The sequence below is a fragment of the Pseudoduganella sp. R-43 genome, assembly GCF_049913255.1.
Taxonomy (GTDB): domain Bacteria; phylum Pseudomonadota; class Gammaproteobacteria; order Burkholderiales; family Burkholderiaceae_D; genus Rugamonas.
This window is the reverse complement of the sequence record NZ_CP183988.1, coordinates 3728828-3741882: the sequence shown is the minus strand read 5'-3', so window position 1 is coordinate 3741882 and position 13055 is coordinate 3728828. Positions and strand designations below refer to the sequence as shown.

Below are 13055 nucleotides of genomic sequence, written 5' to 3'. Positions count from 1 at the left end.
ACGCTATTTTGAGCACTATTTTGGAACATTCCCATGGAAATTAAGGTCAACTTTCTCGATAAGCTTCGCCTGGAAGCCAAATTCGACGATTTCACGGTCATCGCCGACCAGCCAATCCGCTACAAGGGAGACGGCTCGGCGCCTGGGCCGTTTGACTATTTCCTGGCTTCGTCGGCCTTGTGCGCCGCGTACTTTGTGAAGTTGTATTGCTCAACTCGCAATATCCCGACCGAGAATATTCGTCTCTCGCAGAACAATATTGTCGATCCTGAAAATCGCTACCAGCAGATCTTCAAGATCCAGGTGGAGCTGCCGCCTGATATCTCGGCCAAGGACCGCGAAGGCATCTTGCGCTCCATCGACCGCTGCACGGTCAAAAAGGTGGTGCAGGCCGGCCCGGAATTCATCATCGAGGAAGTGGAAAACCTCGACGCCGATGCACAGGCCTTGCTGACCATCGACGCGGCATCCGGCACGAGCACCTACATTCCAGGCAAGGACCTGCCGCTGGAGCAGACCATCGCCAATATGTCGGGCCTGCTGGCCAATCTCGGCATCAAGATTGAAATCGCATCCTGGCGCAATATCGTTCCCAATGTCTGGTCGCTGCACATCCGCGACGCGCACTCGCCAATGTGCTTCACCAATGGCAAAGGCTCGACCAAGGAGAGCGCACTGGCCTCTGCATTGGGCGAGTACATCGAGCGAATCAGCTGCAACCATTTCTACGCCGGCGAATTCTGGGGCGAAGAAATTGCCAACGCCGACTTCGTGCATTATCCGAATGAGCGATGGTTCAAGCCGGGCCGCAAAGACGCGCTGCCGGCGGAGATCCTGGATGAATACAGCCGCGGAATCTACGACCCGGATGGCGAACTGCGTGGCTCGCATCTGTACGACACCAACTCCGGCAACGTCGAACGCGGCATCTGCTCCTTGCCGTTCGTGAGGCAATCGGACGGCGAGGTGGTGTACTTCCCGACCAACCTGGTCGAGAATCTCTTTGTCAGCAACGGCATGAGTGCTGGCAATACGCTGGCGGAAGCGCAGGTGCAATGCCTGTCCGAGATTTTCGAAAGGGCGGTCAAACGGGAAATCCTGGAAGGCGAACTGGCCTTGCCGGAGGTTCCGCAGGAAGTCCTGGCGAAATATCCGGGCATCCTGGCCGGCATCAAAGGCCTGGAAGAACAGGGCTTCCCGGTACTTGTGAAAGACGCGTCGCTGGGCGGAACCTATCCGGTGATGTGCGTGACGTTGATGAATCCGCGCACGGGCGGCGTGTTTGCCTCGTTCGGCGCACATCCGAGTTTTGAAGTCGCGCTGGAACGCAGCCTGACCGAATTGCTCCAGGGGCGCAGCTTTGAAGGCCTGAACGACCTGCCACGTCCGACTTTCGTCAGCAACGCCGTGACCGAACCAAACAACTTCGTCGAGCATTTCATCGATTCCAGCGGTATCGTGTCTTGGCGCTTCTTTAGCGCCAGATCGGACTTTGACTTCGTTGAATGGGACTTCTCCGGCCAGGGCGAAAACTCGAATGCCGAGGAAGCCGCCGCCTTGTTCGGCATCCTCCAGGACTTGGGCAAGGAGTCCTACATGGCCGTGTACGACGAGCTGGGAGCGACTGCCTGCCGCATCCTGGTGCCAGGGTATTCGGAAATCTATCCGGTGGAAGACCTGATCTGGGATAACACCAACAAGGCGCTCCAGTTCCGCAACGATATTTTGAACCTGCACCGGCTGGACGACGAGAGCCTAGAAGCACTGCTCGAACGCCTGGAAAACAGCGAACTTGATGAATACGGCGATATTGCGACCCTCATCGGCATCGAATTCGACGAGAACACGGTCTGGGGCCAGCTCACTGTGCTCGAATTGAGGCTGCTGATTAACCTGGCCCTCAACGAATACGAAGCCGCGCGCGAACTGGTCGACGCCTTCCTGCAGTACAACGACAACACGCTGGATCGCGGCCTGTTCTACCAGGCCCTGAGCGCGGTGCTCGAAGTGCTGCTGGATGAAGAGATGGAGCTGGACGATTACGTTGTCAATTTCCGCCGCATGTTTGGCGACGAAAAAATGGACGCGGTCACCGGTTCGGTCGACGGCAGTGTGCGTTTCTACGGCCTGACCCCGACCAGCATGAAGCTGGAAGGCCTCGACAGGCATCAGCGCAAGATCGACAGTTACAGGAAATTGCACGCGGCGCGCGCCAAGGCTGCAGCCAAAGCCCGTTAAGACCTGGCAGGAAGGCAGCCAAGGCTGCCAAGTGTGCAGGCGAGGGCGGTTTCCAGCGGTGTATGCGGTTCGGCGCCGAGTACATTCCGCAGCCGCTGGTTTTCCATTCGAACGGTGCGCTGCCACAGGTAGCGCATTTCCAGCATTTCACGCAGGGTTTCGTTGAACGGCGCCGCGAGGCGGACCAGCCACCAGGGAAAGGCCTTCAGCTTCGGAGGCTTTGCGCCGTGCGACTCGATTACGCTCTGGATCGCGCGTCCGAATTCGGTGCCGTCATGATCCCAATAACCGGCCATGTGATAGCTGGCGAAACGCGGCAACTTGTCGCGCATTTCGAGCAAAGCAATCATGGTGGCCGCAACGTCCGGCAGGTATGCGTACTGATGCCCAATACCGGGTGAACCTGGCAATTTGACTTCTGCCGGCACCTCGCCGGGCCGTATCATCCCTTGCGAAAGCCAGTTATTCCGGGCATTGGGTCCAAAGAAGTCCCCCGCACGGACGACGATTGTTCGCACGTTTCCACGCTCGCTGGCTTTCCGTAGCCGCGTCTCCAGTTCGACGCGAATTTTGCCTTTGCGTGTAAGAGGGCGCTGCAACGAGTCTTCACGCAGGGCCGGGAAGGCGTCGGGGCCGAAGTTGTAGACGGTTCCCGGCAAAACGATGGTCGCGCCTTGCGAGGCCGCAGCGGCAATCGTATTGTCAATCATCGGCAAGACCAGCTGGCTCCAGCCTCGATAGCCTGGCGGATTGACGGCATGGACGATGACAGAACACCCTTCAGACGCCCTGCCGACATCCAGCGCGTTCATTGCGTCGCCCTCAATCCATTCGACGCCGTCAGCCATGCGGTTTGCTACGCCCAGGCCACGTTTCAGCGCACGAATTGTCCAGCCTCGCGCCACGAGTTGGCGAACCATTTCGCCGCCGATTCCACCGCTCGCGCCGAGTATCAATACCGATTTTCGATCCATGACATGCTCCCTTGAGTTGACGATGAAGCAAATTATGGCCAAACTCAGGCCCAACGAAAATTCCCTAAATCCTTGTAGCGGCTATACAAATTTGTATGACAAAGTCGATTCCCTGGGATCTGTACAGGACCTTTTTGCACGTTTTGGACGCCCAGTCCTTATCCGGCGCCGCGCGATCGCTGGGATTGACGCAGCCAACGGTCGGGCGCCACGTTTCCGAACTCGAGTCCGGCCTGGGTTTGGCCTTGTTTACGCGCTCCCAGTCAGGGCTGCAGCCAACGGAGGCCGCACTGCAGTTGCGGACCCAACTCGAAGAAATGCAGCACGCCGCCGCGTCGATAGAACGCAGCGCCCACGGACACAGTGCCGTTCGCGGCGCCGTAAGGATCTCGGCAAGTGAAGTCGTAGGCATAGAAATCCTGCCATCGATCCTGGCGCCGCTTCGCGCCAAACATCCTGAACTGGCGATCGAACTCGTGCTGAGCGATGCAGTCCAGGACTTGCTTGGTCGAGAGGTCGACATCGCCGTGCGGATGACGCAGCCGCAGCAGGATCTTTTATTGGCGCAGCGCGTCGGTGAGGTCGCCGTCGGTTTCTACGCGCACAGGGATTACTTGGCGACGCAAGGCGAACCGAAAAATGTTGCGGACCTCGCGCGTCACAGCTTGATCGGATTCGACATGGAGACGCCATTCCTGCGGGCGGCCAGCGCAAAACTGGGCGCTTGGAAGCGTGAAGGGTTCGCATACCGGACAGACAGCAATCTGGCGCAAATGGCCTTGGTCCGTGCAGGCGCGGGCATTGGCGCATACCAGGTTGGACTGGCGGAGCGCGATAAGACTCTGGTTCGTGTCCTGGAAAAGGAAATGCACATGACAATGACGACATGGATCACCATGCATTCGGATTTGCGGCACAGTGCACGTTGCAAGACGGTTTTTGATGCCTTGGCGGTTGGATTGAAGGATCTATGGGAATAGCCATAACTTCGCATAATCTATATTATGTCAAATGCTGCGTGGCCGTTATCGCCCTTACGCCGGCCCATCGTAGCGCTCAGCAGTCAAACGCAAAGTTGATGACCGCGCTCTAACCAAATTCTCTGGACCGAAGCCGCCTAATCTTTAGAACGAATTGATAATTCCTCTCACAACAGCGTCTGGAATATGACAATAAGCAATCATTTATTACCAGATGGACAACCAGGGTGCTTACTGGCAAAATCGGCACCCTATGAAAATTCCAGCCCTATTCCTCAAAGTCTCCGCCTCCCTGTTATTCGCTACCATTACTGGCTGCGGGAGCGGCGGGGGTAGCAGTTCTTCCCCTAGTACCGAAGCTAATACGGCGCCGCAGCCATTCACCTTGCTAAGCAGCCAACCTGGTGACAAGGCGGCCAACGTGGGGCGCGAAGCTGCGCTAACGTTGACCTTCAGCGAGCCAATCGATGCAGGCACAGCCAACGCGAGCGCGCTCAAGCTTTCTGGCCCGGATGGGATTGTCGTACCAGTCACCGTATCGGCGACCGGCAACGAACTTCGGGTACTCCCCACCACACTTCCTCTTCCAGGCAACACGACATATCAACTGGACCTTGGCGCGACCATCGCCAGTACCAATGGACGAACACTCGGAGCAGCGACGAGCCGGAGCTTTACGACAGCGGCACAACATTGGGCTGCTGCGTCGAGCAAAGTTAGTGGCCTGAGCTATTTCACAGCCGGGACGGCGCCGGTGATAGCTAATGATGGCAAGGGGAATACCGTCGCTGTCTGGTACGCAGTGACCGCCCCCAACACAATATATTTCAGCCTGCTCGATGCACAAAAGAACAGTTGGAGCGCCCCGGCGCCTCTATATGTTGCTGCCGAATCCAATCCCATTGGTGGCGTGCAAATGGTGAGCGCACCAACAGGGGACGTCTACCTGGGTTGGAACGAGTACCGGAATGGCGATTCCGCTTTTCTACTGAAGCGCTATCGTGCCGATCTCGCGACGTGGGAAGCAGCGACCGAAGTAAGCGTGGTTCCCGCCACCGCGAAGTTCGACGGGACAGTTATGGCTGCAGATCCATCTGGAAAGTTGTATTTTTTCAGCCAGGCCTACGGATTTGCCACTGCGCCGGGTTTGTTTGCGTCAAGCTACGATCTGAAGACATCCACATGGAGCCCTCCAGTGCGCCTGGACACCGCGTCTAGCAACTACTTCTACGGTTATGCCTTGGCAGTCGACGGTAGCGGCAATGCTGTCGCGGCATGGGTCGAGAATGGATTGAAGGTCTCGCGATATAACAAGAGCGATGGCTCTTGGAGTGCCCCTCTTGAACTCGACAAATCTGCTGTGTATGGGCTGCGACTCGCTGCATCGGCAAACGGCAATGTTGCACTCAGCTGGAAGCGCGAATATGGGATGATGGCAAGTCCAACCGCGCACGCAGCGATTTACGACGTGCGAAGGGCTGCCTGGAGTCCGATACGTCGCCTGGACAAGAGCGCCTCATTCGTCGGGGTGAATCCTCCAGTGATCGCGATCGACAGCACGGGCAATGTCACGGCAGTTTGGCTCGAAGGCGATGCGATCAATGGCGCTCGCTTTGATGCCGCCTCATCTCAATGGTCAGAGCCACAAACCGTGCTTCCCCGCGCAGGTATTCTGGCTGAACCAAGAATCGGTGCCGATTCAGCTGGCAATGTAATCGTCACAGCAGTACAAGACAATCTTCCGATTGCGGCCCATTTCTATTCAAGGACCAAACAGTGGAACACCGCGGCCATCCACGAGTACGTGGCGAGTCCCTATCTGTTTGCGAATTCGCCGGCGCTAGTGGTAGCCGCTTCGGGCACAGCGACCGCCGTATGGAGTTTCAACTCCGGGCTAAACGCGGAAATGCGTGCAAACCGTTTCCAGTGATGCGCGGGACGATTGAACCGGACAGGAAGTTAATGGACCTGATCTATGCCGAGTGCAAACGTCACAAGCACCGACTGGTTTCAGCAATTCAGACTTGATGCTACGTCCAGTGATCAGTGATCACACTGCGGACGTAGCTGGTCAACTCCCCTCTTCTACTGTGCCGGGAAAATCTTCAACTTATGGCACGAAGAAGGTAACGCTGTATTGGAAAGACTTGGCTTGTCCGCCAACTTTCACATTGCTGATCTGGACATTGAACTTGGTGTCGGCCGGAGAGCGTGACCATTCGCTTGCGGGAGCATCCAGTTTCCAGCTCATGGTGTTGTCGCCGTAACCGCTTGGCAGCTGACCGACATTGCTGACGGAGAGCACTTTGCCCTGGTCATTATTCATCGTCACGCTCGCGCCGCTGAAGTCTGCGCCGGGCAAAGAGAAGCTCCAAGGGTGGCTAGGGTCGGCGACTTTCGTGGTCCAGGGCACGTAGCCACGCGCCGGCCAGGCGACGCCTGTTTCCGCCACAGTCGCCGGTGCGGTGACGGTTCCGTCAAATACCCACAACGAATTGGCTCGCGTCGTGTCGCCAGTCCCAACCTCGCCAAGGCGCGAATAGAGCACCCAGCGGCGGTGCCCCAGGCTCGAAGTGCCGCTATCGGCAATATACGCCCGCACAGCATTTGGTCCTGCGTTGCCCAGCGCCAGATTGGACCTGCCCGCTGCCGTCGCGCCATCAGCCGTATAGCAACTCCACGAAGTCGGCGGCGAGTGGCTTAGCTGGGAGTTCGCATCCATCATCAAGGCCGCTTGCTGTGCCATCGCCGAATGCGTGAGATTGAGGGAAACATTCCCTGGCAAACCGGCCAGTACCCGGAAGCTGTTCACAGTATTGAGCACAGCCGCCTTATATTCGGCAGAGGTGGTACCGGCGACACAGCCCTGGGTCGACCCGGTCCACTGCATCGGAACCGAGAAGGCAGGCAGCATGGTTGTGTTGTAAAAGGCCGCCACTTCCGCCCTGCTGCTGGTGTTGATTGCCGCCATGCCGCCGGATGGCGTTGTTGGGGTGGTCGGGGTCGTGGGTGCAGTCGGCGTCGTCGGCGTGGTCGGCGTGGTGCCCGGGGAAGTAAGCGATTGCCCGGACGAACTGGATGGCTCGGAACCGCCGCCGCCGCAACCCGCCATCATCGCCGTCAAAGTCACCACCAGGATTCGCGCTGCGGGGGATGCTGTTGTCGTTTTCATCATTAGCCTCTTTATTGCCATACGGCACAATTAACTGAGGCGGCATTATTACCTAGTTGCGGGAAAGTCAGCGTCTTATTGGGCGGTATATTGTGAATCTGCCATCTGATTTTAGGAAATGTGAGGAACGGTTCGCTATAATTTTCCGTTTCTATAGCCTGGAGGTGGACGTTGAAACTCTCGTATTTGCTGATCATGGCGCTCGTTGTCGCAATGATCAGCGCGCTCGCAACCATAGCAAAGAAGAACAGCCGCGGGAAAATTGGGGTGATAACTGCTCGCAGACCCGTGTCCGAAAACGAGCAAGCCATGTACTTCCGCTTGGTTCAAGCATTCCCCAATGCTGTAGTGCTTTCACAAGTCGCCTTCTCCGCTCTCATAACCTCCAAGGACCGGGCGACGCGGAATCGCTTCGATAAAAAGGTCGCGGACTTTGTCGTCTGCACAAAAGCATTTGAGATTGCAGCTGTCATTGAACTCGACGACTCAAGCCACCGTGGCCGTGAGTCGCAGGATGCCAATAGGGATGCCCTGTTACAGAGCGCGGGATACCGAGTCTTGCGGTACAAGACAATTCCAGACATCGAACGGGTCCAATTTGACGTTGCGGGCAAGGCCGCGCCGACGACAGTTCCAAAGGCTGCCTGAGAATTCGTGGGATTGCTCTATTAGCCTTGCCGGGGTTCGGTAGTATAGTTTCGTCCCGGATTGCCAACTTGCCCTGAACTGTACATGTCCGATACCCTGATCAAAATTAACCGTTGGCCCGTCATCGGTCCTGTCGTCCGCGCCATTGGGCTGCCTAACCCGACTGAGTTGCATCGTTCTGCCGATCCCTACGTCGCGCAGCCCTTCCTGTCAAAGTCCTTCCTGCTTGCGACCACGGAGGGTGCTTATGCGTCTTCTACACTTACGGCTGCGCTCCAGCGCGCAGGCGCCAAGGAAGCGGTGGAATCCGTCGACATTTTTGTGATGGATGCAACCGGCTGCCGCAGCGTCGTCGACCTGCGGGCCGTGTATTCGGCTTTTCACCAGGAGATCAGGCGCATCGCTCGCAATGGACGCGTGCTGCTGGTTGCTCCGCCGGTCGATTCCACACAGGATCCTGTGGCGGCGGCCGTGGCGCGTGGATTGGAGGGCTTTGTCCGTTCGCTGGCGAAGGAACTTGGCCGGCGCGGTGTTACTGCGAACCTGGCCAGCGTGCAGAAAGAGGCGTTGGATCGGCTTGACGGCCTGGTGCGCTTCTTCTGCGGGCCGCAATGCGCGTACGTCACCGGCCAGGTGGTGCACGTTTCGGCCGAAACGAATGCTCCAGGCGCCCTGCCTTTGACTGCGACCCTGGCAGGCAAAGTCGCACTGGTCACCGGCGCCGCGCGCGGCATTGGTCTTGCAACGGCCGAACGGCTGGCGCAGGAAGGGGCCAAAGTGGTGCCGCTCGATATGCCGGCTTCCACCGATGAGTTGAGTGCCGGCGCCAGGCGAATCGGCGGATTGCCATTAGCGCTCGATATCGCCGCCTCTGATACCCCGGCGCAGCTTGCACGATTCCTGAAGGAGAACTTCGGCGGCGTTGACATTGTCGTGCATAACGCCGGCGTAACACGTGACCGGACGCTGGCCAAGATGGAAGCGCGCCAATGGGAACAGGTGCTTGACATCAATCTTGCGGCCATCGCGGCGATCGACAAGCGAATGCAGGAGGAGGCTTTGATGCGCGAAAATGGGCGCGTTGTCTGCTTGTCTTCGATCAGCGGGATCGCCGGCAATTTTGGCCAGACAAACTACGCTACTTCGAAAGCGGCCTTGATCGGCTACGTTGCAGCACAGGCGCGCTTGCATGCTTCGCGAGGCATCACTTTCAATGCCGTCGCGCCGGGCTTCATTGAAACGCCAATGACCCGGAAAATGCCTTTCATGACGCGTGAGATCGGAAGGCGCCTCAACTCGCTGGCGCAAGGCGGCAAACCACGCGATGTCGCCGAGCTGGTGACCTTCCTGTGCACACCCGGCGCCTGCGGAATCAGCGGGCAGACGATCCGGGTGTGTGGCCAGGGATTGATGGGTGCTTGATCCTACAGCGGATTTGCAAGGGGAGCGAACTCCCCTTCCCTTCATCAAGCCTGTTCAGCAAGATCTTTCAATCCGTCCTTGATCTTCATTCCCTTGGCTTTGTTGGTCAACTCCTTGGCCAGCTGCTTGCCCGGCGCCGTGCTGGGGCCTGCATCCTTGACCCAGGCCGCTGCACGCTTCAATTCGGCCGGGCTCATGACCGTGCTGCTGTCGATCAGTTTGGCGGCTGCGCCGAAGTCGGCCTTGCGATCACGGAAGCGCGTTGCCATGCGCTTGGCTTCGATATAGGCGAAGTGCGGGCGCAGCACCGGATTGGCGATTGCAGCGTCAATAGCGGCCATGCCTTCGTACAGGTGGTCGCCGCCGATGGCCAGTGACAACAGCGTATCGGGCGTTGACAGCACTTTCAGGGCTGCTTCCGCATGCGCCTGGTCGACTGCGGATGTCACCATCACCGTGTTCTCGCCGGTGCAGGTGCATTCCAGGCCGCCATTGTCCCAGCGAGCTTCGACGATGATCCGATAAGCGCCTGGCATCGGGAACAGTGCCCCCTGGCCGCCGCGCAGCAGGGTCAGCGAGTGCTCCACGGTGTCCTGCGCTTCCAGCGGTTCAACCTGGTCGTCTTCAACGCAGATGACGATCGGCGCAAAGCTGCGGATCGTGCCGCAAGGGTCGATGACTTTGCCTCGCACAATGCCGCTCTTCATGCTCAGTGTGTTAGGTGCGGCGATCGGGGTGCTGGACTGGTTCTGCATCGTGAGGTTCACGCGCACTGGTGCGCCGATTGGCACCGCGCTGGCGACCGGTGTGACGAACATGCTCAGGCCGTCAATCTCCAGTTCCATGTCGGTCGGGCTGATTGGCGTGGACCCGTAGCTGGTGCCGAATGGCAGGCCGCCTGGACGCACGTAGATATCCGGCATGTGGCGCAGGCGCTTGGCATCGTCCGGGTTGTAGGACCACTGGATATTGGCTGGGAATTGCAGGCTGCCTGGATTCAGCGAGCGCGAGGCAATCACGTCGGTGGTGCACAGGTAGCCGTTGTCGGCGGTGTTGTGGTACAGGCCCATGGCATGGCCAATTTCGTGCACCGCGGTGCGGAAATATGGCGCGGCCGCGGTGCCGAAGCGCTGGCCCGCTACCGTGCCCCACTCCGCCGTGTTCGGCATGGTCCAGTGGGAGGAAATGGCGCAGCCTTCGCGCGGGACGTTATTGGAATCCGTGCCGCCGTTGTCGTACATGATGCCGCGCTCGGTCTCGTCGAGCCTGCGCATGGCCAGCACGTGGTAGCGCCATTCCACATCCAGGTTGGACGCGTCGCGTTTCGCCAGCATGGCGGCATGGGCTTCGCCGTTAGACCATGAAATGCCGCTCGGTTCGGCAACGTTGCTATTGCTCTGGATCGCGTTGATGTCCCAGTCGACGCTCTTGCCGACGGCAGCCCAGTCCACGCCGGCGCCGTTGTTGATCACGGCTTCGGATTGGCTGACGCGGTCTACCTCGATGGTTGCCTTGCGCAGGAATTCGGAGACCCAGCCCATTGTCAGGCGGCCGACAATGACATTGGCGGCATTCTTCACGTCGCCGGCCAGGTAGTGGTTCGGCGCCGGGAACCCTGCGGGGGCGGGCTGCCAGCTCATCTGTGCGGTCATCTCTTCCTTGCTCCAGGTGCCGCCGGTATTCCATGCGCCGGGATTCTTGGTGAAGCGCCACATCTCGAAGCCCAGGGTAAAACTGTTACCGAAGGTGAAGTTCTCCAGGATCTTGGTAACCCGCAGGTAGTAGCGATAACGGCTGCGCGACAGGATCGGGATGCCGTTGGCCGGATTCGGCCCCGCCAGGAGCAGTGGGCGCGCAAGGTCAGCCGGCAGGGCACTCTTCAGGGGCAAGAACAGGACCGGGCGTTGATACAGGTCGCCGCTCGCAGTGCGTCCATCGGCATGCTTTTCCACGCGCATCGTGCCGTCGTAGGTCGCCAGGTGGATCCCGCTCGGTGTGTAGTTCAGCAAGTAGCAGCCTGGCCGTACGCTCTTGATACGCAGGAGTTCCGGGTTCACCAGTTCGCCGGGGCCAGTCAGGCCTGGGCGAATGTCGGCAGCGGATTGTGGCGACGGCATATCGAGTGCGTCGGGCATCGGGGGAAACATCTGGTTCGATTGCATGGCGGAAGCATTGTTTTGGGCATCCATTGCATAACTCCTTGTTTGGACTTCGGGTCTGTGAAAGTGCTGCGAACATGCTGGCTACGCGATGTGGCGCGGCTGCATGTCCAGCACTTTAGGGAGTTGGGACGAAGCGCGAATTGGTGCTGGCACCTAGTTTTGAGTTCGGTTGCCCCCTATTTTTCAAAGGCGCCGGATACCGTGCTACGATGGCCCGCCTCTACACTCCCCTGCAAATCCCATGTCCAGGCCTGAACTGACTCGTCGCACGCTCCTGTTGGCGCTTCTCTTATCCAGCTTTGCGTCGCAAGCAGCCGATATGCGCCCCTCCCCGCCGGTCCTGCCGGGCAGGCTATTGATTGAAGATGGCCGCCAGCAGGCTTTTGAGACCAGCCTGGTTGAACTCTCCAGCGGGAAAACGCAACGCATGCCCCGCAGCGAAATTGCGAAAGGCCAAACCAGCGCGGACACCTGGGCCGCCGGGCACCCCGCAGGCAGCGGAACGCTCCTGCGAACCGATCCGCTCGGCAACCTCGCCTTCATGGATGGCCGCACGATGGACGTGCTTGCTGCAATCAACCTGGTGCCGTTGCGCGAACGTGGCCTGGACCCACAATTCCGTTCCGCCATCCCCTCGCCCGATGGCAAATACCTGCTGGGATACTGGCAACCCAACCAGGAGGGCAAGCCGCGCCTTTTCGTCATCGGCCGGGAACTGAAGCTGATCGAGAACGGCTCGCCGCTACGCTACCCGACACAAGGCGCGACGCACGCGCTCGACTGGCTGCCTGACGGCCGCTACGTTTACCTGGCCGGCAACGCCCTGGTCGTCGCCAGGCCCGGCGAAGGGATCATTTCGCAAACAAGGCTCGAGATACCGGGCGGCGCCGATGTGGCAGGCGCCAGCCTGAAAGCCAGTCCGGACGGCAAACATGTCATCCTGACTCTTGAGACACAGGCCAGGGTGCCGCTCGGTCTGCTTTACGCGGCCCGCATCGGCGACAGCAAATTGCAACTGCTTACGCAGCCTTCCGCGGGCATCGCCAATGGCTCGGTTCGACTATCGGTACAAGGCGCAGCCTGGTCACCCGACGGGCGCTGGATCGCCTTTGTCATGCGCGGCATCAACCCGGGCACGCCAGGCTACTACCAGGCTTGCCAACCGGTGCAGGTCATTCCCTTCGACGGGGCCACCCATATCATCGGCGGCGCCGAGGATCGCTATTCCATTCACCTTCCGCGCGACAGCAAGCCCCTGGCCGCGTGCGGCCGCATCAACTGGCTGCCCTGAGGCGGCTTACGTTTCGAAAGGTGATGCGTCGTACCAACGCCGGGAACTATTCTTCGAAGTTGCCGTGTGAAAACTGGTAAACCTGTGTAATATCGTCATTGCCGTACAGAAATTGCATCTTCCTGGTGACGCCCTACCTCCGCGCACCGCTCCGCCGTCCAAGGCGAC

General features: G+C 59.1%; 9 protein-coding genes. 6 read left to right on the top strand and 3 right to left on the bottom strand.

Annotation, left to right across the window (positions count from 1 at the left end):
• Positions 1-33: 33 nt before the first annotated feature.
• Positions 34-2238, top strand: coding sequence for an OsmC domain/YcaO domain-containing protein (locus ACN9M3_RS16990; RefSeq protein WP_426318036.1), 2205 nt, complete (start codon positions 34-36; stop codon positions 2236-2238).
• Here ACN9M3_RS16990 and ACN9M3_RS16985 read toward each other — a convergent pair.
• A complete protein-coding gene (locus tag ACN9M3_RS16985) occupies positions 2235-3212 on the bottom strand; it encodes an NAD-dependent epimerase/dehydratase family protein (protein WP_426318035.1) in 978 nt (325 codons plus the stop codon). The genes ACN9M3_RS16990 and ACN9M3_RS16985 overlap by 4 nt on opposite strands.
• Positions 3213-3307: 95 nt before the next feature.
• On the opposite strand from ACN9M3_RS16985, the gene ACN9M3_RS16980 reads away from it, so the two are divergent.
• Together ACN9M3_RS16980 and ACN9M3_RS16975 are read left to right on the top strand one after the other, a co-directional pair.
• A complete protein-coding gene (locus ACN9M3_RS16980) occupies positions 3308-4192 on the top strand; it encodes a LysR family transcriptional regulator (protein WP_426161650.1) in 885 nt (294 codons plus the stop codon).
• A 253-nt stretch (positions 4193-4445) separates the two neighbouring features.
• Entirely contained in the window at positions 4446-6122 is a 1677-nt protein-coding gene (locus ACN9M3_RS16975) for an Ig-like domain-containing protein (protein WP_426318034.1), read from the top strand.
• A 180-nt stretch (positions 6123-6302) separates the two neighbouring features.
• Here ACN9M3_RS16975 and ACN9M3_RS16970 read toward each other — a convergent pair whose 3' ends face one another.
• Complete coding sequence (locus tag ACN9M3_RS16970) at positions 6303-7367, bottom strand: CAP domain-containing protein (RefSeq protein ID WP_426161603.1); 1065 nt, start codon at positions 7365-7367, stop codon at positions 6303-6305.
• 168 nt (positions 7368-7535) lie between these two features.
• Between ACN9M3_RS16970 and ACN9M3_RS16965 the strand changes: the two genes are divergently transcribed.
• On the top strand, positions 7536-8012 hold the full coding sequence (locus tag ACN9M3_RS16965) for a DUF2726 domain-containing protein (protein WP_426318033.1): 477 nt from the start codon (positions 7536-7538) through the stop codon (positions 8010-8012).
• A gap of 84 nt (positions 8013-8096) precedes the next feature.
• Positions 8097-9434 (top strand): 3-oxoacyl-ACP reductase, encoded by a 1338-nt coding sequence (locus tag ACN9M3_RS16960; RefSeq protein WP_426318032.1) that lies wholly within the window; start codon positions 8097-8099, stop codon positions 9432-9434.
• Positions 9435-9478: 44 nt separating this feature from the next.
• Here the strand turns inward: ACN9M3_RS16960 and ACN9M3_RS16955 are convergent, their stop codons facing one another.
• Positions 9479-11623: a hypothetical protein gene (locus ACN9M3_RS16955; protein ID WP_426318031.1), complete on the bottom strand. Its 2145-nt coding sequence runs from the start codon at positions 11621-11623 to the stop codon at positions 9479-9481.
• A 292-nt stretch (positions 11624-11915) separates the two neighbouring features.
• Between ACN9M3_RS16955 and ACN9M3_RS16950 the strand changes: the two genes are divergently transcribed.
• The gene (locus tag ACN9M3_RS16950; protein WP_426318030.1) at positions 11916-12887 is read left to right on the top strand and encodes a hypothetical protein; all 972 of its coding nucleotides are present in this window, start codon (positions 11916-11918) and stop codon (positions 12885-12887) included.
• Positions 12888-13055: the final 168 nt, after the last annotated feature.

What these genes read in the sequence shown, in the direction of transcription:
- ACN9M3_RS16975 (WP_426318034.1), top strand. Translation starts at nt 4,446, where the DNA reads ATGAAAATTCCAGCCCTATTCCTCAAAGTCTCCGCCTCCCTGTTATTC.
- ACN9M3_RS16970 (WP_426161603.1), bottom strand. Translation starts at nt 7,367, where the DNA reads ATGATGAAAACGACAACAGCATCCCCCGCAGCGCGAATCCTGGTGGTG.
- ACN9M3_RS16985 (WP_426318035.1), bottom strand. Translation starts at nt 3,212, where the DNA reads ATGGATCGAAAATCGGTATTGATACTCGGCGCGAGCGGTGGAATCGGC.
- ACN9M3_RS16990 (WP_426318036.1), top strand. Translation starts at nt 34, where the DNA reads ATGGAAATTAAGGTCAACTTTCTCGATAAGCTTCGCCTGGAAGCCAAA.
- ACN9M3_RS16960 (WP_426318032.1), top strand. Translation starts at nt 8,097, where the DNA reads ATGTCCGATACCCTGATCAAAATTAACCGTTGGCCCGTCATCGGTCCT.
- ACN9M3_RS16980 (WP_426161650.1), top strand. Translation starts at nt 3,308, where the DNA reads ATGACAAAGTCGATTCCCTGGGATCTGTACAGGACCTTTTTGCACGTT.
- ACN9M3_RS16955 (WP_426318031.1), bottom strand. Translation starts at nt 11,623, where the DNA reads ATGGATGCCCAAAACAATGCTTCCGCCATGCAATCGAACCAGATGTTT.
- ACN9M3_RS16950 (WP_426318030.1), top strand. Translation starts at nt 11,916, where the DNA reads ATGCGCCCCTCCCCGCCGGTCCTGCCGGGCAGGCTATTGATTGAAGAT.